17 protein-coding genes are annotated in these 18,662 nt (G+C 70.6%); 10 read left to right on the top strand and 7 right to left on the bottom strand.

The genetic code is table 11. The annotated features are described in order from the left end of the window. Positions 1-200 precede the first annotated feature (200 nt). Complete coding sequence (locus ACS5RC_RS04235) at positions 201-806, top strand: TetR/AcrR family transcriptional regulator (protein ID WP_478342554.1); 606 nt, start codon at positions 201-203, stop codon at positions 804-806. A 241-nt stretch (positions 807-1,047) separates the two neighbouring features. Here ACS5RC_RS04235 and ACS5RC_RS04230 read toward each other — a convergent pair whose 3' ends face one another. Further along, positions 1,048-3,138: a methyl-accepting chemotaxis protein gene (locus ACS5RC_RS04230; protein WP_478342553.1), complete on the bottom strand. Its 2,091-nt coding sequence runs from the start codon at positions 3,136-3,138 to the stop codon at positions 1,048-1,050. A gap of 763 nt (positions 3,139-3,901) precedes the next feature. On the opposite strand from ACS5RC_RS04230, the gene ACS5RC_RS04225 reads away from it, so the two are divergent. Continuing rightward, positions 3,902-5,200 (top strand): O-antigen ligase family protein, encoded by a 1,299-nt coding sequence (locus ACS5RC_RS04225; RefSeq protein WP_478342552.1) that lies wholly within the window; start codon positions 3,902-3,904, stop codon positions 5,198-5,200. Between the two features lie 42 nt (positions 5,201-5,242). Here the strand turns inward: ACS5RC_RS04225 and ACS5RC_RS04220 are convergent, their stop codons facing one another. The 4 genes from ACS5RC_RS04220 to fliL are packed head-to-tail and all read right to left on the bottom strand — an operon-like array spanning position 5,243 to position 8,245. After that, positions 5,243-6,040 carry a MotE family protein gene (locus tag ACS5RC_RS04220; RefSeq protein WP_478342551.1) on the bottom strand — a complete coding sequence of 266 codons (798 nt, stop codon included), beginning with the start codon at positions 6,038-6,040 and terminating at the stop codon, positions 5,243-5,245. Beyond that, entirely contained in the window at positions 6,037-6,510 is a 474-nt protein-coding gene (locus ACS5RC_RS04215) for a DUF6468 domain-containing protein (protein ID WP_478342550.1), read from the bottom strand. Before ACS5RC_RS04215 ends, ACS5RC_RS04220 begins: the two co-directional genes overlap by 4 nt. 4 nt (positions 6,511-6,514) lie before the next feature. Continuing rightward, positions 6,515-7,729: a flagellar motor switch protein FliM gene (gene fliM / locus ACS5RC_RS04210; protein ID WP_478342549.1), complete on the bottom strand. Its 1,215-nt coding sequence runs from the start codon at positions 7,727-7,729 to the stop codon at positions 6,515-6,517. Positions 7,730-7,741: 12 nt separating this feature from the next. Further along, the gene (gene fliL / locus ACS5RC_RS04205) at positions 7,742-8,245 is read right to left on the bottom strand and encodes a flagellar basal body-associated protein FliL (protein ID WP_478342548.1); all 504 of its coding nucleotides are present in this window, start codon (positions 8,243-8,245) and stop codon (positions 7,742-7,744) included. Between the two features lie 276 nt (positions 8,246-8,521). Here fliL and flgF point away from each other — a divergent pair, with 276 nt between their 5' ends. From flgF to ACS5RC_RS04165, 8 genes are all read left to right on the top strand, one after another. Further along, a complete protein-coding gene (gene flgF / locus ACS5RC_RS04200) occupies positions 8,522-9,262 on the top strand; it encodes a flagellar basal-body rod protein FlgF (protein WP_478342547.1) in 741 nt (246 codons plus the stop codon). 23 nt (positions 9,263-9,285) lie between these two features. Beyond that, on the top strand, positions 9,286-10,077 hold the full coding sequence (flgG, locus tag ACS5RC_RS04195) for a flagellar basal-body rod protein FlgG (protein ID WP_478342546.1): 792 nt from the start codon (positions 9,286-9,288) through the stop codon (positions 10,075-10,077). A gap of 16 nt (positions 10,078-10,093) precedes the next feature. After that, the gene (gene flgA / locus ACS5RC_RS04190; protein ID WP_478342545.1) at positions 10,094-11,170 is read left to right on the top strand and encodes a flagellar basal body P-ring formation chaperone FlgA; all 1,077 of its coding nucleotides are present in this window, start codon (positions 10,094-10,096) and stop codon (positions 11,168-11,170) included. A 28-nt stretch (positions 11,171-11,198) separates the two neighbouring features. Next, on the top strand, positions 11,199-11,942 hold the full coding sequence (gene flgH, locus ACS5RC_RS04185) for a flagellar basal body L-ring protein FlgH (RefSeq protein WP_478342544.1): 744 nt from the start codon (positions 11,199-11,201) through the stop codon (positions 11,940-11,942). 46 nt (positions 11,943-11,988) lie between these two features. Beyond that, complete coding sequence (locus ACS5RC_RS04180; protein WP_478342543.1) at positions 11,989-13,059, top strand: NAD(P)H-dependent flavin oxidoreductase; 1,071 nt, start codon at positions 11,989-11,991, stop codon at positions 13,057-13,059. Positions 13,060-13,186: 127 nt separating this feature from the next. Continuing rightward, positions 13,187-14,032 carry an ABC transporter ATP-binding protein gene (locus ACS5RC_RS04175; protein WP_478342542.1) on the top strand — a complete coding sequence of 282 codons (846 nt, stop codon included), beginning with the start codon at positions 13,187-13,189 and terminating at the stop codon, positions 14,030-14,032. 34 nt (positions 14,033-14,066) lie between these two features. Further along, positions 14,067-14,852, top strand: coding sequence for an ABC transporter permease (locus ACS5RC_RS04170; protein WP_478342541.1), 786 nt, complete (start codon positions 14,067-14,069; stop codon positions 14,850-14,852). Positions 14,853-14,863: 11 nt separating this feature from the next. Next, positions 14,864-15,871: an ABC transporter substrate-binding protein gene (locus ACS5RC_RS04165; RefSeq protein ID WP_478342540.1), complete on the top strand. Its 1,008-nt coding sequence runs from the start codon at positions 14,864-14,866 to the stop codon at positions 15,869-15,871. 182 nt (positions 15,872-16,053) lie between these two features. Here the strand turns inward: ACS5RC_RS04165 and ACS5RC_RS04160 are convergent, their stop codons facing one another. Then, entirely contained in the window at positions 16,054-16,974 is a 921-nt protein-coding gene (locus ACS5RC_RS04160; protein ID WP_478342539.1) for an ROK family protein, read from the bottom strand. After that, entirely contained in the window at positions 16,971-18,356 is a 1,386-nt protein-coding gene (locus tag ACS5RC_RS04155; RefSeq protein WP_478342538.1) for a dicarboxylate/amino acid:cation symporter, read from the bottom strand. The genes ACS5RC_RS04160 and ACS5RC_RS04155 overlap by 4 nt, the downstream gene beginning before the upstream one ends. Positions 18,357-18,662 lie beyond the last annotated feature (306 nt).

Below are 18,662 nucleotides of genomic sequence, written 5' to 3'. Positions count from 1 at the left end.
GTGCGTCCCTCCCAGGCCGCCGGGTCGCGGTTCAATCGTTGTTGACCGCTTGGTTACAAGCTATCGAGGGGCGAAGGACGCCGTCAAGCGAAATAACCAACCGGTCACGAGACATGGCCCCGACTGCCGATTGCCCCGGGCATCCCACGCCAGCGAGAGCGCGGCGGCGCCTGCCCGCGGCCGAGCGCGAGCGGCAGATCGTGGAGGCCGCCGCACAGTTCTTCGCCGAGCACGGCCTCGGCGGGCAGACGCGGGAACTGGCCAAGGAACTGGGCATCACCCATTCGGCGATCTTCCGATACTTCCCCACGAAGGAAGCCCTGCTCGAACGGGTCTACGAGCACGTCTACGTCAAGCGCTGGAATCCGGCCTGGACCGGGCTCGTCCGCGACCGATCCCAGACCTTGAGCTCCAGAATCGTTCGCTTCTATGCGGAGTATACCGAGCAGATCTTCGACTTCGTGTGGGTCCGGATCTTCGTCTTCTCCGGTCTGAAGGGCTACGACATCGCGCCCCGCTACCTCGCAACCATCCGCGAGCGGGTCATCCATCCGATCTGCGCGGAAGTTCGGGCCGATCTCGGCCTGCCGGACCCGGAGACGATCCCCTTGACGGAGCGCGAGACCGAGGCGGCCTGGGCCATGCACGGGAAAGTCTTCTATCTCGCGATCCGCAAATTCGTCTATGGATGGCCCATCCCGGATGATCTGTCTCAGACGATCTCCGACGACGTCACGTCGTTCCTGGAAGGATCGCGCTTCATATTTGTCGAGAGCGCAGGGAACGCAGATTCGAGCGGCCGTTGATCGACAGATGGCCCTGCCCGCGGCCGCTCGGCCACCCCAGTGATGGTGCCCGAGAGGCCCCTCCCCGCACGGCTCGCGGAAGGGTTACCCCCCGTTCGCACCCTCCTGCTATCCGGGTCTCTATCGTGCTCCGCCGGACGACGAACGCGGTGCGAATGCGCTGATCGGCGAACGGGAACGGCCGAAGTCTACCCCGGCCGCTCCCTTTGACGATCCCGACAGGGACGGATGGCCGATCCGCTCAGGCCGCACGAACCGTCGCGAGGAAGCGCGCGACTTCGGCCGTCAGGGTCTCCGACTGGCGCGACAACTCGGCGGCCGCGCCGAGGACCTGTGTCGCCGCCGCGCCCGTCTCCTCGGCTGCACCGGCGACGGTCGCGATGCTGCTCGTCACCTCCGCAGTCCCGGTCGAGGCCTGAGCCACGTTGCGCACGATCTCCTGCGTCGCGGCTCCCTGCTCCTCGACACCGGCCGCGATCATCGTCGCGACCGTGCTGATTTCCTGGATGCGGGCCGCGATCGAGCCGATCGCCTGGACGGCTTGTCCGGTCGAACCCTGGATCCGGGCGATCTGAGCCGAGATCTCCTCGGTCGCGCGCGCGGTCTGCGACGCCAATTCCTTGACCTCGCTCGCGACGACCGCGAAGCCGCGGCCCGCCTCTCCGGCCCGCGCGGCCTCGATCGTCGCGTTGAGGGCCAGGAGGTTGGTCTGACCCGCGATGGTCGAGATCATCGTGACCACGTCGCCGATCTTGGCGACCGCACCGCTCAATTCCTGCACCAGGGTGGCGGTCTGGCTGGCCTCGGTCACGGCGATCCGCGCCAAGCTTGCCGAGCCGTCGACCTGTCGACCGATCTCCTGAACAGACGCGCCCAGTTCCTCCGCGGCTGCCGCGACCGTGTTCACGTTGGCCGCAGCCTCCTCGGCGGCGCCTGCCACCAGCGTGGACTGGCTCGCCGTCTCCGTCGCTGTCGCGGTCATCGTCTGAGCGGTCGCCTGCAACTCGGTCGCCGAGGAGGAGACCATGCCGATGATCCCGCCGACCGCCTGCTCGAAGCTGTCGGCCATCTGCCGCATCCCCGCCTTGCGCTGCTCCTCGGCCGCGAGCCGCGCCTGAGCCGTTTCCGCCTCCAGCTCCCGGGTATGGATCAGGTTGCCCTTGAACACCTGCACGGCGGCCGCCATCGCGCCGATCTCGTCGTGCCGTCCAGCGCCAGGGATGGCGATCGAGGTATCACCGGCGGCCAAGCTGACCATCGCGCGTTCCAGGCGGATGATGGGCTGCGACACCCAGCGCTGCAGGATGAGGAAACCGACACCCGCAACGGCCAGGATGCCGATCGTCATGCCGGCGAGCAGCAACACCGAGACCCAGGCCTGATGCGCGGAGGCCGCCGCCCGGGCGGTCAGCACCTCCATCGCGACGGTCGCGATCGCGAACACCGTCGACTGCGCATCGCCGGCGAGTTTCAGCCACGTCTCCATGGTGAAGGCGAGCGGCTGCCCGCTCGCGGCGGAGGCTTCGATCTCCTTGCGCAAGGTGGTGAACGCGGCCCCCGAGAAATTCTCCCGCGCGGCATCCAGAGCGGTGCGAAGGTCCGCGGGGCTGCGCTCATCGATCAGGTCGGCCATGACGGTGAGGCCGGACGCGACCTGATGCGCCTTCTCGCGCAGATCGACGGCTTCCTCGGGACGCACGGCCCTGTTCTTGGCAAGGATGGTCCGGACCTGGAACCGGATCATCCCGGCATTGAGCCGCGCCTGCCACGCCGTGGCGCTGATCTGAATGAGGGGGAACGTCGTGGCGTCGAGCGCCTCGATCCGGTGCCCGAGAAGCTTGGCGCCATGCTGCAGGGCGTTCAGGACCGGCTCGAGCTGCTCGTCCAGACGGGTCCGCACGGTCGCATCGCGCGCGGCCAGATCCTGACCGAAGCCCCGGTCGACCTCCCGGCGGATCGCTTCCCAGCCCGTGTAGGCGGTTGCGAGCTCACGATGCACAACGCTGGCCTCGGGCAGAGACAGGCCGGCCAGACCGCTCAGGCTGGTCTCCACGACCTTCGTGGCGTCCTGGCGGAACCCGAGGGCGGCCTTGCGCTCGCGCTCGTTCCGATCGCTCCCGATCAGGAGCGCGGCCGAGGACGAGCCCCATTCTAGGCGGATGGCGGCAAAGCTCTGGAAGATCGCCTTGTCGAGTTGCGCCAGCCTGGCCACCTCGCTCGCACTCTGTTCTGCCGTCAGAGACTGTTGGATGGCCCCGCCCGCGAGGCACAGGGCGATGACACACATCAAACCGAACAGGCCGGAGAGGAGCGCGCGTACCGAGATCTTCATACCGAGGCTCAAGTCAGTGCGCTGCACAAAACTTGGCCGCGCTGCCTAGGATCATAGCTGGCGAAACAGTTGAGGAAGATTTAATCGTCCGGTCAGGCGTGTTTTCTGAGTAACGAGCCGGCATGATGTTTGGCGGTTCAGCCTTCAGATCGGTGGAGCCGATCGTCGCCGCAAAGACCCTCTGCTCTCGTCTTGTTTCCGGGCAATCGGTTGGGGGCTGATCAGTCACTCCCATCGCGGCGAGGGCAGCGTTCACTTCCGCATTCCGTCCCGCGACGAGGACCATGCTCGCCAACGCAGGTTCGCAGGCCTTCCGGTCCGGCGTCGATGGTTGTCGGCGTGTGACCGCTCGCCCGGCAGCCTGGGACTGCCCGATCGAACAAATGGCTATGAGGGTCGTACCGGAGGGATTGCAGGCCGGAACCCGGGGCCTGACCGGCGCGCCGTCGCCCGGATCGCCCTCCCCGCCCGAGTCGTCGGGTGGTGGCCCCGCGCCGTCCGCGGGATCCGCCGTCCCGACAATCCGGCGCCTTGCTGGGTGAACGGATCGGCGATCCGGTGTCTCGCTGTCGCGTCCTGACAACGGACCGGGCGATACGCGGATCCGCCCTCCTCGGCTGATCCGGTCCCCACCTCCGGGATGGCCTGTGCACAACCTGTGGACGGAGCGGGCCTTAAGGCTTTCCTGACCCGCCCGGGCGGATCGTCGACCGGATGCGTCCCGAGTGCGGGGGCGGCATCGCCCGCACGACAGGGATCCGGCATGGACGCCGCCATCGATTTCGCCGGTCCCGGCCCTCTCGGCGCGCCCGTCCGGGGCGGGACGCGCGCGCGGGACGACCGTCGCACGGTGCGCGGGGCGCTCGAGGCGGTGGGGTACGGGCTCTACGCCCTGTTCGTGTTCTTTACCTGCTTCACCTTCCTGCGGCCCTCGCCCTACGACTTCGTCGCGGTGCCGACGCTGCTGCTCTGGTTCTGCCTCGGCATCCGGGTGCATCGCCCGGCGCTGGTGATCCTCGGCCTGCTGCTGGCCTACGGCACCTGCCTCGGCCTCGCGCTGATGCCCTATCTCGACGAGGCGCTGCCGGTGGAATGGACGATCCAGTCCGCCTACCTGATCCTGACCGGCATCTTCTTCGTGATGTTCCTGTCGGACCGGACCCGCGACCGGGTCGAGCTCGGGCTCAAGGCCTATCTCGCCTCGTGCCTGTTCGCGGCCGTCTGCGGCATCCTCAGCTATTTCGACGTGATCGGCGAGGAGGTGCTGTTCAAGATGGACGGCCGCGCGGCCGGCGTGTTCGAGGACCCGAACGTGCTGGGCTCGTTCCTGATCCTCGCCGTGCTCTACCTGATCCACAACCTGATCACCGGCCGGACCCGCCGCATGGTGCCGACGCTCGCCGCGCTCCTGACGCTGGTGGCGGGAATCTTCCTGTCGTTCTCGCGCGGCTCCTGGGGCGCGCTGGTGGTGGGCACCGCCCTGATGGTGTTCATGGCCTGGCGGACGGCCGAGCCGGCGATCCGGCGGCGCATCGCCCGGCTGTCGATGCTGGCGATGCTGGGATCGGGCCTCCTCGTCGGCGGCCTGCTGGCGATGCCGGGCGTGGCCGAGCGCTTCAGCGACCGCGCGGTGGTGACGAAGGATTACGACGAGGGCGAGACCGGCCGCTTCGGCAACCAGCGCCGCGGCTTCCTGATGCTTCTGGAGCGCCCGGCCGGGCTCGGGCCCCTGCGCTGGCGCCGCACCTTCAACCTCGAGCCGCACAATTCCTACCTCGGCGCGTTCTCGAACGGCGGATGGGCCGGCGGCCTCGGCTTCCTCGCCATCGTGCTCACGACCTGCGCGGTCGGATTCCGGCTCTGCTTCCGGCCCTCGCCCTACCGCCGCCTCGGCCAGATCGTCTTTCCGGCCCTGCTGATGTTCTTCCTGCAGGGCTTCCAGATCGACATCGAGAAGTGGCGCCACGTCTACATGATGCTCGGCATGGTCTGGGGCCTGCACGTGGCGCGCTGGGCCTGGCTCAGCGGGCTGCGTCCGGGAGCCGAGGATCGGACGGCCTGAGCGGCCCGCCCGGCCGCGACGCGCGCTGCCGGGCCGCCGCGCTCAGCGGGCGGGAGCGGGATCGATCGCGGGCAGCTCGTTCGGCGGCAGCCCGGCGGCGGCGGTCCGGGCCTGCGCGCCGGCGCCGCCCCGGGCCCGGTTGGCCAGCGCCACGGTCAGGCGCTCGGCGGCCTCCGGCTGCATGACCGCGAGCACCTCGGCCATCTTGCGCGGGTTCATCGCGAGCACGATCGGCACCAGCACCTCGTGCCCGAGGCGGTCGAAGACGCGGGCCGCGTCCTTCGGCTTCATGGTCTCGTACATCGTGACGATGTTCTTGAGCCCGGACTTCTCCGGGTCTTCGCGGCCCCGGCCGGCGTCCGCCTTCTCCTCGGCCTGCTTCAGATCGCCGACGCCGGTCTCGAGCTTGCGCTCGGCCTCTCCGAGCAAGCGCTCGCGCTGATCGAGCTGCTCGCTGCGCTGCTTCAGGGCGTCGCGGCGCGCCCCGAGCTTTTCCAGCAGCGCGCGCTCGGTCGGCGAGACCGGATCGGGCCGCGGCGGCTGGGCCTGCGGCGGCGGGGCGGGCTCCGGCGGCTTCTCGGCCTCCTTGGGCGTGACGGAGCCGGTCGTCGTCGGCTCGTAGCCGCCGCGGGCATCGGCGAGGACGCGGCCGAAATCCGTCCGCATGACGGCCGGGCCCGGCCCCACCATCGCCAGGAGCTTCAGCACCAGCAGGCCGCCGGCGGCCAAGATCACGGCATCGATCAGGCGCAGGCGCAGCGAGCGCGGCGGCTTGAGGCGCGAGCGCCGCAGCGCCGTCCCGGTCCCGGTCTCCCGCTTGGCCGGCGGACCTGCCGTCATGCCGCCCGGCTCCGGACCCGTTGCAGGGCCCGCTCGGTCATGGCGCGGGCGGCGGCGGCGGCGGCGCCGAGGCGCTCGCCGTGGACGCCCTCGGCCGCGGCGTCGGCGGGCGGCGCGGCGGCGGACGCCGGCGCGCGCGCGCCGCGCGCCTCGCCCACGATGGCGCCGATCCGCGCGATCACGGCCTGGCCGGCACTGACCTGCGCGGCGATCTCCGCGGCGCAGGCGCCGGCGAGCTCGACGCGCTCGGCCAGCGCCCGCTCGCTCTCCTCCATCGTGCCGCGCAGCGTCGCGATCGCCCGCTCGGCCGTGGCGCTCGCCACCATCAGGTCGCCGATGGTCTGGCGGAAGGCGGCCTCGTCGCCCTTGAGCTGCGCGATGCGGCGCGACAGGCGCAGCGAGGTCATGATGGTGGCGACGAGCAGCACCGCCACGAGGATGTCGGCCAGCAGGGTGATCAGGATGCTCATCGCCCTACACGTCGTTGCGGTTGTTCATGGAGGCCTCGTAGGCCTGGAACGTCGTGCGCGAGCGGCGCAGCGGCCGCGTCACCTGCACGGCGATGTTGTCGTCGATCCGGCCGATCCGCCCCTGCGTGAGACCCCATTCGCCGCAGCGCACGGTGACGAGGTCGGTCGGCTTGGCATCGAACATCAGGGTGTCGCCGACCTTGAGCGCCATCACCTTCTTCAGCGGCAGCATCAGCTCGTGCAGCACGGCCTCCATGGTGAGGTCGGCCTGCCAGATCTCGGTGGCGAGGTGGCCCTCCCAGATCTGGTCGCGGCCGAGCTTCTCGCCCATGAAGCTCTGCATGAGCAGTTCACGGATCGGCTCGATCGTGGCGTAGGGGAACAGGATCTGGAGCAGGCCGCCGCGCCCGTCCATGTCGAGGCGCAGGCCGATCAGGATCGCGGCGTTGCCGGGCCGCGTGATGGTGGCGAAGCGCGGGTTCGTCTCGATCCGGTCGATGGCGAAGCGCACCGGCGAGAGCGGCTGGAACGAGAGTTCGAGATCGCCCAGGATGATCTCCACGAGCCGACGCACGAGCTGCATCTCAATCGTGGTGAAGGGCCGCCCGTCGAGGCGCGAGGACGAGCCGCCGCGCTTGCCCCCGAGCAGGAGGTCGAGGGTCGAGTAGGCGAGGTTCGACTCGACGGTGACGAGGCCGGAATTCTCCCAGGCATCCGCCTTGAACACGCCGAGAAGCGTCGGCAGCGGGATGGCGTTGACGTAGTCGCCGAAGCGCACCGAGGTGATGTTGTCGAGGGTGACCTCGACGTTGTCCTGGAAGAAGTTGCGCAGCGAGGTCGACAGCAACCGGATCATCCGGTCGAAGACGATCTCGAGCATCGGCAGGCGTTCGTACTGGACGACGCCCGAATCGACGATGGCGCGCACGCCCCCGGCCCCGGAGGCCGAGAGCTCGCGCATGGAGAAGCCGAGGACGCCGTCGATCTCGTCCTGGGTCAGGATGCGGTCGTTGCCGGCGAGTTCGGGGAGGTTGTCGGTCTCCCCGTCCTCGATCATCGTCGCCCATTCGGCGGCGACGTCGCTGGCGTTACGCGTGGTGCCCTGCTCGGCGAGGGCCGCGCCCCATTCCTCGGCGAGGGAGGCGTCGCCGCCCTCGGCGTTCTGCTCGATCAGGGCTGCCGCCCAGTCGTCCTCTTCGATCGGATCGTCGGGTTCCATGATCGTCTGGGCCTACTGGAGGATCACGTCCTTGAAGAGCACCGCCTCCACCTTGGCGGGATAGATCGCCACGTTGACGCGGCGCAGCAGCTCCTCCCGCAGGCGGTAGAGGCCGGCCGAGCCCGACAGGTCGCTCGCCCGCAGCTCGCGCATGTAGGTCTGGAGCGTGTCCTCGACCCGGGGCATCAGCGGCTTGACCTCGCCCTCGACCTTATCGTCCTTGAGCTCCAGCGCGATGCGGAACTTCGCGAATTTCGCCTTGTCCTGGCTGCTCTCGGGCGTGAGGTTGAGGATCATCTCGCGCACGTCGAGAAACACGACCGGCTTCTTCTCCTCGACATGGGCAGCCTCGCCGTGGCCGCCGCCCCGGCCCTTCATCAGGAAGAAGCCGCCTCCGCCGCCGACCGCGAGCAGGGCTGCCGCGCCGATGATGACGAGCTTCTTCTTGCTCTTCGGGGCTTCGGCCTCGGCGGCCTCGCCCTCCGCGGCGGGCGCCTTCTTGGGCTTCTTGGCCATGGGCGTCGGATCCGGCGCTGGGAGTGACGTCGCGTGCCGGCCCGCCGCGAGCGGCGGGCGACGTCCCGGTATCGGACCGTCACGGTTAACGCGCCGTTAAGCGGGCAAAATCTGCCGGGTCGGCTTTGCCGCCGGGCGGTCCGCGCCGCGCCCCCGACCGCCTCTCAATTCGGTCAACCCATTGATAATGCTGGGATGGAGCGGGCCGTTAACCCTGGCACGAGGGATGCGGAACCGATTGCGCCGCATCCGCGGCCGTACCCCTCGGGTTCCAAGATGCAGAACGCCCTCCTCGTCGGTGTCTCGAGCCAGGTCGCGCTCCAGCGCGAGCTCGACGTCATCGCCAACAACATGGCGAACGTCTCGACGAACGGCTTCAAGGGCCGCAACGTGCGCTTCCAGGAGTATCTCGCCCCCGTGGCGAGCGCGGATTCCTTCCAGCGCAGCGACCGGCGGGTCTCCTACGTCATCGACCAGGGCACGGTGCTCGATCTCGCCCAGGGCCCGATCGAGCAGACCGGCAACCCCCTGCACGTGGCGATCCGCGGCGCGGCCTTCCTGGCGGTGCAGGGTCCGCAGGGCGAGCGCTTCACCCGCAACGGCGCCCTCGAGGTCAACGCGCAGGGCACGCTGGTGACGAGCGACGGCTACGCCGTCCAGGGCGAGGGCGGACCGATCCAGATCAACGCGCAGGAGACCGGCCTGTCGATCGGGCCGGACGGCACCGTCTCCACCAATATCGGCGTGCGCGGCAAGCTCCGGCTCGTCACCTTCGCCAACCCGCAGCGGCTGACCAACGAGGGCGGCAACCTCTACGCCTCACCCGATCCCGCCCAGCCCGCCGGGCTCCAGGGCCGCGTCGAGGCCGGCGCGCTCGAGCGCTCCAACGTCCGCCCGGTGATCGAGATGACCCGGCTGATGGACGTCAACCGCAGCTACGCGATGGTCTCCAGCGTGATCTCGCGCCTCGACGACCTGCGGGGCACGGCGATCCGCCGCCTCGCCGACGTCGCCTGAGCCGACAGGGGAGATAGGGTCCGATGCGCGCGCTCTACGCCGCCGCCACTGGCATGGCGGCCCAGGAACTCAACGTCCAGGTCATCTCGAACAACATCGCGAACCTGCGCACCACCGGCTACAAGCGCCAGCAGCCGCATTTCCAGGATCTGCTCTACCAGAACCTGCGCCGGGCCGGCTCCTCGACCTCGGACCAGAACACGCAGCTCCCGGCGGGCCTCGCCATCGGCTCGGGCGTGAAGACCACCTCGACGGCGCGGGTGATGTCGCAGGGCACGCTCACCTCGACCGAGAAGGATTACGACGTCGCCATCCGGGGCGAGGGCCTGTTCCGGGTGACGATGCCCGACGGGCGCACAGCCTACAGCCGGGACGGCTCGTTCGACCTCTCCGCGCAAGGTCAGCTCGTCACCCGCGACGGCTACCTCGTCGATCCGGGCATCACCGTGCCGAGCACCGCCACCGCGGTGACCATCAGCGCGACGGGCGCGGTGCAGGCCACCATCCCGGGTCAGACCGCGCCGCAGACGCTCGGCCAGTTCCAGCTCGCCCGCTTCGTCAACAAGGTCGGCCTCGAATCGATCGGCGACAACCTGTTCATCGAGACCGCGGCCTCGGGCCCGGCGATCAGCGGCCTGCCCGGCTCGGAAGGCTTCGGCAACCTGCAGCAATCGTATCTCGAGGAGGCGAACGTGAACGCCGTCACGGAGATCTCGTCGCTGATCGCCGCGCAGCGCGCCTACGAGATGAACTCCAAGGTCGTCACCGCCGCCGACCAGATGCTGTCCACCACCTCCCAGATGTTCCGCAGCTGATCCCGGAGGCGCGACCATGACCTTCGTCCTCGATCCCATCGATCTCGCCGCGCTGAGGCCCATCGGGCGGACGGGGCGCGGGCGCGCGGCGCCGATGCGCTTCGGCATCGTGGCCCGGGCCGCCCTCGCGCTGCTGACCCTCGCGCTGATCGGCGCCCTCGTCCTGCCGGCGACGGCCGCGCAGCCGATGCGCCTGCGCGGCGACGTGACGGCGCGCGGCGACATCCTGACCCTCGGCGATCTCGTGGAGAACGCGCCCGAGGCGGCGGCCAAGCGCCCGCTCTTCCGCGCCCCGGCGCTCGGCGCGACGGGCACGATCCAGGCCCGCCGCATCGCCGACGCGGTGGCCGCAGCCGAGCTCGGCCCGCTCGAATCCGGGGGCCGGACCCAGATCAACGTCCAGCGCGCCGCGCGCCGGGTCGGCCCGGCCGAGATCGAGGCGGCGCTCAAGCGCGGGCTCGAATCCGGGTTCGGGCTCGACGCCAAGCTCGTGACCATCCGCTTCGACGGCGAGACCCCGGTCCTGCTGGCGCCGGTCGACCTCGACGGGCAGGCGCTCGCCCTCGACATGACCTACGACCCGCGCTCGCGCCGGGTCGGGGCCCTCGTCAGCCTCGGCGAGCGGCAGGCCAACCTGCGGGTGGCCGGGCTCGTCGTCGAGATGCGCGAGGTGGCCGTGCTGACCCGCGCCGTCGCCCGCGGCGAGCGCGTCGCCGCGGGCGACGTCGCGGTCGAGCGCCGGCCGCGCGACGGCGTGCCGCCGGACGCGGTCACGGGTGCGCCCGCCGGCGAGGTCGTCCAGCGCGCGCTCAGCGTGGGCGCCGTCCTGCGGGCCGGCGACACGGCGCCGCCGGAGCTGGTCGCACGCGGCGAGATGGTGACGATCATCTACGAGACGCCCGGGATCAGCCTCTCGATGCGCGGCATCAGCAACGATGCGGGGCGGCTCGGCGCCACGGTGAACGTGGTCAACGCCGCCTCGAAGAAGATCCTGCAGGCCACCGTGATCGGGGCCGGGCGCGTCTCGGTCGGCCCGTCGGCGCCCCAGCGCCAGGCCAGCGCCGACCCGGCCGGACCCGCCACGCTCCGCTGAGCCCCTCACGCCTCCAACGGTTTTCGCGATGAAACAGCGCCTCGCACTCCTCGCAACGATCGTCGCCTGCGGCGGCCTCGGCGCCTGCAACACGATCGACCGGCTCTCGCAGATCGGGGCCCAGCCGGCGCTCTCGGCGATCGAGGACCCGACGAGCCAGCCCGGCTACAAGCCGGTGCGGATGCCGATGCCGGACGTGCAGCCGGTCTCCTACGCGCCGAACTCGCTCTGGCGCACGGGATCGCGCGCCTTCTTCAAGGACCAGCGCGCCGCCCGCATCGGCGATCTCGTCACCGTGAAGGTCAACGTCACGGACAAGGCCAACCTCAACAACGAGACCAAGCGCTCGCGCGCCAACAGCGAGGGCGTGGGGCTGCCGAACGCCTTCGGCCTGGAGAAGAACGCCGCGGTGCTGGCTGCCGGCATCGCACCCGACAAGCTGATCAACGCCACGTCGAGCACGTCGAGCGACGGCGCCGGCTCGGTGCAGCGCGCGGAGACGGTGACGACCAACATCGCCGCCATCGTCACGCAGGTGCTGCCGAACGGGAACCTCGTGGTCGAGGGCAAGCAGGAGATCCGGGTCAATTTCGAGGTGCGCGAGCTGATCGTCGCGGGCGTGGTGCGGCCCGAGGACATCGAATCCGACAACACCATCGATTCGGCCAAGATCGCCCAGGCGCGCATTGCCTACGGGGGACGCGGCCAGATCACCGACGTGCAGCAGCCGCGCTACGGCCAGCAGGTGATCGACGTCCTGCTGCCGTTCTGACACCGGAATGCTATGTCTCCGCCCGTCGGGAGGACGGGAGGACGACATGGATCCGCGCACCGCGTTCTGCGAGCTGTTCGGACTGGAGCATCCGGTCGTGCAGGCGCCGATGATCGGGCCCAAGCCCGCGCTCGCCCCCGCGGTGAGCGCGGCGGGCGGTCTCGGCTCGATCGCCTGCGCGGCCATGACGCCCGATCAGGTGCGCGCGGAGGTTGCCAATCTGCGGGCGCGGACGGATCGCCCGTTCAACCTCAACTTCTTCGCCCATCGCCGCGCCGCGGCAGATACCGAGCGCGAGGCGGCCTGGCGCGCCCGGCTGGCGCCCTATTACGCCGAGTTCCGCCTGGATGCGGACGCGGCGGCGACGGGCCCCGAGCGCGCGCCCTTCGACGCGGCCATGGCCGAGGCCCTGCGGGATCTGAGCCCCCCGGTGGTGAGCTTCCATTTCGGCCTGCCCGACCCCGATCTGTTCGACGCCGTCCGGGCCGTGGGCTGCCGCATCGTCGGCTGCGCGACGACGGTGGCGGAGGCGCACTGGCTCGCCGCGCGCGGGGTCGACGCGATCATCGCCCAGGGCCTCGAGGCCGGCGGCCATCGCGGCCTCTTCCTGGAGCCCTTCGTCGGCGACGATCTCGGGCGGCAGGTCGGCACGATGGCTCTGGTGCCGCAGATCGTCGACGCGGTCGATTGCCCGGTGATCGCCGCGGGCGGCATCGCGGACGCGCGCGGCGTCGCCGCGGCCTTCGCGCTGGGCGCGTCGGCCGTGCAGGTCGGCACCGCCTACCTGCTCTGCGACGAGGCCGGCCTCTCCGCGCCCCACCGCGCCGCGCTCGAGGCTGCGACGGACACCGATACGGCCGTCACCACCGTGTTCACCGGGCGGCCCGCGCGGGGTCTGCGCAACCGGGCGATGCAGGAACTCGGGCCGATCAGCGCGGACGCACCGGCCTTCCCGCGGGCGGCCTCCGCCCTCCAGCCCCTGCGCGCGGCGGCCGAGGCCCGGGGATCGGGCGATTTCTCGCCGCTCTGGGCCGGTCAGGGCGCGGCGCTCGCCCGCGCGCAGGACGCGGCCAGCCTGACCCGCTCGCTCGCCGAGGGACGCGCGCGGCTGCGCTGACGCCCGCTCGATCAGCGTCGCGGATCTGTCGCCGCGTCCGGCGATCGGCGCTTGATCTTGCGGGCGGTTCTCCGGCAACAGGCCGGGCACGGCCGCGCGGACGGCCGGCGGAGGAACGGCGGGAGCGATGAGCCAGCCCGGCTTGAGCGAGACGCGGCAGACGCGGCCGGGCGTGGCGGAGCCGGCCCTGCGCCTTGAGGGCCTGACGATCGCCTTCGGCCTGGCGGGCGCGGCGCGCTACGTCGCGGTGGAGGGCATCGACCTCGCGGTGGCGCCGGGCGAGTTCGTCGCCGTGGTGGGCCCGACCGGATCGGGGAAGTCCACGCTGCTCAACGCCGGGGCCGGGCTCCTGAAGCCGGCCGCGGGCATTGTGCGGGTCTTCGGCGCGCCCCTCACGGGCCTCAACCGCCGCGCCGGCTACCTCTTCCAGGCCGATGCGCTGATGCCCTGGAAGACCGCCCTCGACAATGTCGCCGTGGCCCTGGAGCCGCAGGGCGTGCGGCGGGCGCAGGCCCGGGAGCGGGCTCAGGCCTGGCTCGGCCGCGTCGGGCTGGCGCCCTTCGCCGGGCGCTACCCGCACACCCTCTCGGGCGGCCAGCGCAAGCGCGTGGCGCTCGCCCAGATGCTGATCCGCGATCCCGAGATCCTGCTGATGGACGAGCCCTTCGGGCCTCTCGACGCGCAGACGCGCCAGATCATGGGCAACCTCCTGCTCGATCTCTGGGCCGCCGACCGCAAGGCGGTGATCTTCGTCACCCACGATCTCGAGGAGGCCATCGCGCTCTCCGATCGCGTCGTCGTGCTCTCGGCCGGACCTGCGGCGCGGATCGTCGGCGAGTTTCCGGTGCGCCTGCCTCGGCCCCGCGACATCAGCGAGATCCGCCTGGACCCGGGCTTTCACGATCTTTACCGGGAGATCTGGTCGCGCCTGCGCGTCGAGGTCTCCCGCGCCTACGCGGACGGCCCGGCCTGATGCGCGGGACCGCCGCATCCCCGGAGGCCGCCCCGTGAACCGCCTCGTCCTCCTCGGCCTGCAGATCGGCGTCGGCCTCGCGGGCCTCGCGATCTGGCACGTGCTGACGGCCTATCCGATTCTCGGCGCGCCGCGGCAGATCCAGTTCTTCTTCTCGACGCCCGGCGCCGTGCTCGCCCGCGCCTGGGCGGAGGTGACCACGCCCGAGATCTGGGGCCACATCTGGATCACCCTGCAGGAAACGGTGCTGGCCTTCCTCACCGGGGCGGGCGGGGGCATCGCCTTCGGCTTCCTGTTCGCCCGCAACGCCCTGCTGGCAGCGGTGTTCGACCCCTACATCAAGGCCGCGAACGCCCTGCCCCGGGTGGTGCTGGCCCCGATCTTCGCCCTGTGGTTCGGCCTCGGGATCTGGTCGAAGGTGGCGCTCGGCTTCACGCTGGTCTTCTTCATCGTGTTCTTCAACGTCTACCAGGGCGTGCGCGAGGTGAGCCCCGTCGTGCGCGACAACGCCCGCATGCTCGGCCTCGGCGAGCGCGGCCTGCTGCGCCACGTCTACTGGCCGTCGGCGCTGACATGGATGTTCTCCTCGCTGCACACCGCCGTCGGGTTCGCCCTGGTGGGCGCCGTGGTGGGCGAGTATCTCGGCTCGTCGGCGGGCCTCGGCTACAAGATCCACGAGGCCGAGAGCGTGTTCGACGTCACCGGCGTCTTCGCCGGGATGCTCATCCTCGCCGTCTTCGTGATCGCCATCGACGCGCTGGTCACCCTCGTGGAGAACCGCCTGCTGGTCTGGCGTCCGCAGGCCGGCGGACGGGATTGAAGGGACTCGCCATGCTCCGCCGCAGCTTCCTCGCCACCGCCGCCGCCGCCCTGGCGATGCCCGCCCGGGCCCAGACGGCCGAGCCCGTGAAGGTCCGGATCGGCGTCGGCGGCAAGCCGCTGCTCTACTACCTGCCGCTCACGGTGGCCGAGCGCAACGGCTACTTCAAGCAGGAGGGAATCGACGCCGAGATCAGCGATTTCGGCGGCGGCGCGCGCTCGCTGCAGGCTTTGATCGGGGGCTCCGTCGACATCGTCACCGGCGCCTACGAGCACACCCTGCGGATGCAGGCCAAGGGGCAGGACGTGCGCGCCGTGTGCGAGCTCGGCCGCTTGCCCGCCATCGTGATCGGCGTGCGCAAGGAACTGGCCGGCACCGTGGCAGGCGTCGCGGATCTGAAGGGGCGTAAGATCGGCGTCACCGCGCCCGGCTCCTCCACGGCGCTGGCGATGCAGTTCGCGATGATCAAGGCCGGGCTGAAGCCCACGGACGCGGCGCTGATCGGCATCGGCGGTGGTCCGGGCGCCATCGCGGCGATGAAGCGCGGCGAGATCGACGCGATCTCGCATCTCGACCCGGTGATCGCCAAGCTCGAGGCCGATGGCGACATCAAGGTCCTGGTCGACACCCGCACCGAGGCCGGCACCCGCGCGCTCTTCGGCGGGCCGAACCCGGCGGCCGTGGTCTACACGAAGCAGGATTGGATCGAACGCCACGCCGCGACGACGCAACGGGTGGTGAACGCCTTCGTCCGCTCCCTGCGCTGGCTCGCCTCCGCCAACCCGGACGCCGTCGCCGACCTCGTGCAGCCCGCCTACCATTTCGGTGACCGCGCCCTCTACGTCCAGGCCGTGCGGAACTCGCTGGAGAGCTACTCGCGCACCGGCATCCCGACCCAGGAAGGCATGGCGAGCGTGCTCGATCTGGTGCGGACGCTGGATCCGGAGTTGCAGGGCGCCCAGATCGATCTCGCCACGACCTTCGAGGAGCGCTTCGTGCGCCACGCGCCGACGCCCTAGGGCCGCTCCCGATCTCGGCGCGACAGGCCCGAGGGCCCGATCCGTGCCGCGAGGTGCCTGCGTTCGGCGCGTCGGCTCCCGTCGGCGGAGAGCGGGTTCGCGCCGCAACGGAGGTTCCGGAGCGACGCGCGCTGCCCCCGGATCGCCGATGCGGCGCCCGCGTCGATCGGCGGGAAACCGCGTCAGTCCCCGGGGCTCCAGAGCCAGGCCGCGCCCCGGACGCCCGAGGCATCGCCGTGAAGGCTCGGACGGATCGGCGTGTCGAAGGCGTCGGAGAAGACGTGCGGGGCGATTGCGGGGGCGAGATCGGTCAGGAGCTCGGGCACGCGGGAGAGGCCGCCGCCGATCACGATCACGTCCGGATCCAGGATGTTGACCACGTGAGCCACGGCTCGTCCGAGACGGGCGCGATAGGCCGCGACCGTCTCCCGCGCGGCCGGGTCGTTCGCCCGGAGCGCGGCGACGACCGCCTCCGCCGCCATCGCGGCGCCGCTTCGGCGTCCGTGATCGGCCGCGAGCCCCGGCCCCGAGAGCCAGGTCTCGATGCAGCCGCGACGGCCGCAATAGCAGGGCGGGCCAGGGCGCTCGCACTCGTCCGGCGCCGGCAACGGGTTGTGGCCCCACTCGCCCGCGATGGCGTCCCGACCCGAGAGCGCGCGCCCGTCGATGGCGATGCCGGAGCCCACGCCCGTGCCGAGGATCACGGCCCAGACGACGCGGGCGCCCGCCGCCGCGCCGTCGACCGCCTCGGAGACCGCGAGGCAATTGGCGTCGTTCTCGATCCGAACCGGACGACCGAGGGCGGCCTCCAGGTCGGCCCGGAAGGGCCGCCCATTCAACCAGGTGGAGTTCGCGTTCTTGACGCGTCCGGTGCGCGCCGAGATCGCCCCGGGCATCCCGATCCCGACCGTGCAGGACGCGCCGGCCTCCGCCTCGAGACGGGCGACGAGGCCCGCGATCGCCCCCAGCGTGCCTGCGTAATCGTCGCGCGGGGTCGGCACGCGCGCCTCGGCCCGCGTGCCCGATCCGTCGAGGACGATCCCGGCGATCTTGGTGCCGCCGAGATCGATGCCGAGGCGGAGCCTACCGGGCGACGCGCTCACTCGGCGGCAGCGACCTTCGGCCCGGCGGCCGTGCCCATCGGCTGGGGCGACTCGTCCGAGATGTCGGTGCCGATGGAGACCGGGTGGGCCATCACCTCGTTGAGCTTGGCCAGGTCGAGCTCGCCCTCCCAGCGGCTGACCACGACGCAGGCCACGCCGTTGCCGACGAGGTTGGTGAGCGCGCGGCACTCCGACATGAACTTGTCGACGCCGAGCACCAGCGTCATCGCGGCGACCGGGACCGGGTTGTTCGGGATCGCCGCGAGGGTCGCCGCCAGGGTGATGAAGCCCGCGCCCGTCACGCCGGAGGCGCCCTTCGAGGTGAGCATCGCCACGACGATGATGGTGGCGTATTGCCCGAAGCTCAGGTCGGCGCCCACCGCCTGTGCCAGGAACAGCGTCGCCAGCGTCATGTAGATGTTGGTGCCATCGAGGTTGAACGAGTAGCCCGTCGGGATGACGAGGCCGACGACCGAATCCGAGGCGCCGAGGCGGCGCATCTTGGTCATCATGTGCGGCAGCACCGTCTCCGAGGACGACGTGCCGAGCACGATCAGCAGCTCGTCCTTGATGTAGGCCAGGAAGCGGAAGATCGAGAAGCCGGCGACGCGCGCGATGCCGCCGAGCACGAGGATGATGAACAGCGCCGCGGTGACGTAGAAGGTGCCGACGAGCCAAGCGAGGTCGATCACCTTGGTGATCCCGTACTCGCCGATGGTGAAGGCCATTGCCCCGAAGGCGCCGAGCGGCGCGAGCTTCACGATCAGGCCGATGATGCGGAAGAACACCTGTCCCGCCGTGTCGATGGCGTGGGAGATGCCCGCGGCCCTGGACCCCATGCCGGTGACGACGACGCCGGTGAGGATCGAGATCAGCAGCACCTGCAGCAGGTCGCCGGTGGCGAAGGCGTCGAAGAAGCTGTTGGGAATCAGCGCCATGATGTGCGCGACCGTCGAGTCGGCCGCGGCCTTGCTGGCGTAGCTGGCGACCTTGGCCGCGTCGAGCTTAGCCGGGTCGGCGTGGAAGCCCGCGCCCGGCCTGACCACCTCGCCGACGAGGACGCCGATCAGCAGCGCGATGGTCGAGACCACCTCGAAGTAGATCAGCGCCTTGAGGCCGACACGGCCGACCTTCTTCAGGTCGCCGATCGAGGCGATGCCGTGGACGATCGTGCAGAAGATGATCGGCGCGATCATCATCTTGATGAGCTTGACGAAGCCGTCGCCCATCCATTTCAGCGACTTGCCGAATTCCGGATAGAGGTATCCCACCGCGACGCCGAGCACGATGGCGATCAGAACCTGGATATAGAGAACCTTGTACCAAGGTTCGGCGGCATGGCCTGCCGCGGGGCTGGCGTGCGTGGTCGCTGCTGGGGTCATCTGGGCCATCGGTCACCCGTGCACGACGATCGTGCACCCTCGCATTCCCTGACGGTCTCGCGCCGCATCGGGATTAAAATCAATGCCGCCGGTTCGTCCGGCTTGAGGCCAGTCCTAGCGGCTTTGCGGAATGGCCTCAACGGCGGCACGGCTGGCCGGTTCGGCGCGGAATGACAAAAGCCGATTGTTACACCCTGTGCAGTCTTCCGACCGCGACCGAAGGTCTGGCCGTCAGAAGCTCGGCTGTTTCAGCATCGAAACCGGTTGTTCTCGGGTCTGCGAGCGACGGAACCCGGTCGGCAGCCG

The sequence above is a fragment of the Methylobacterium sp. HJ2 genome (assembly GCF_056431005.1).
Note: the sequence above shows the minus strand (reverse complement) of the source record. Positions and strands in the feature narration are given on the sequence as shown.

Bases quoted from the DNA above. Each gene is read 5' to 3' on its own strand.
- ACS5RC_RS04230 (WP_478342553.1), bottom strand. From the start codon at position 3,138: ATGAAGATCTCGGTACGCGCGCTCCTCTCCGGCCTGTTCGGTTTGATG.
- ACS5RC_RS04225 (WP_478342552.1), top strand. From the start codon at position 3,902: ATGGACGCCGCCATCGATTTCGCCGGTCCCGGCCCTCTCGGCGCGCCC.
- ACS5RC_RS04220 (WP_478342551.1), bottom strand. From the start codon at position 6,040: ATGACGGCAGGTCCGCCGGCCAAGCGGGAGACCGGGACCGGGACGGCG.
- ACS5RC_RS04215 (WP_478342550.1), bottom strand. From the start codon at position 6,510: ATGAGCATCCTGATCACCCTGCTGGCCGACATCCTCGTGGCGGTGCTG.
- fliM (WP_478342549.1), bottom strand. From the start codon at position 7,729: ATGGAACCCGACGATCCGATCGAAGAGGACGACTGGGCGGCAGCCCTG.
- fliL (WP_478342548.1), bottom strand. From the start codon at position 8,245: ATGGCCAAGAAGCCCAAGAAGGCGCCCGCCGCGGAGGGCGAGGCCGCC.
- flgF (WP_478342547.1), top strand. From the start codon at position 8,522: ATGCAGAACGCCCTCCTCGTCGGTGTCTCGAGCCAGGTCGCGCTCCAG.
- flgG (WP_478342546.1), top strand. From the start codon at position 9,286: ATGCGCGCGCTCTACGCCGCCGCCACTGGCATGGCGGCCCAGGAACTC.
- flgA (WP_478342545.1), top strand. From the start codon at position 10,094: ATGACCTTCGTCCTCGATCCCATCGATCTCGCCGCGCTGAGGCCCATC.
- flgH (WP_478342544.1), top strand. From the start codon at position 11,199: ATGAAACAGCGCCTCGCACTCCTCGCAACGATCGTCGCCTGCGGCGGC.
- ACS5RC_RS04180 (WP_478342543.1), top strand. From the start codon at position 11,989: ATGGATCCGCGCACCGCGTTCTGCGAGCTGTTCGGACTGGAGCATCCG.
- ACS5RC_RS04175 (WP_478342542.1), top strand. From the start codon at position 13,187: ATGAGCCAGCCCGGCTTGAGCGAGACGCGGCAGACGCGGCCGGGCGTG.
- ACS5RC_RS04165 (WP_478342540.1), top strand. From the start codon at position 14,864: ATGCTCCGCCGCAGCTTCCTCGCCACCGCCGCCGCCGCCCTGGCGATG.
- ACS5RC_RS04155 (WP_478342538.1), bottom strand. From the start codon at position 18,356: ATGACCCCAGCAGCGACCACGCACGCCAGCCCCGCGGCAGGCCATGCC.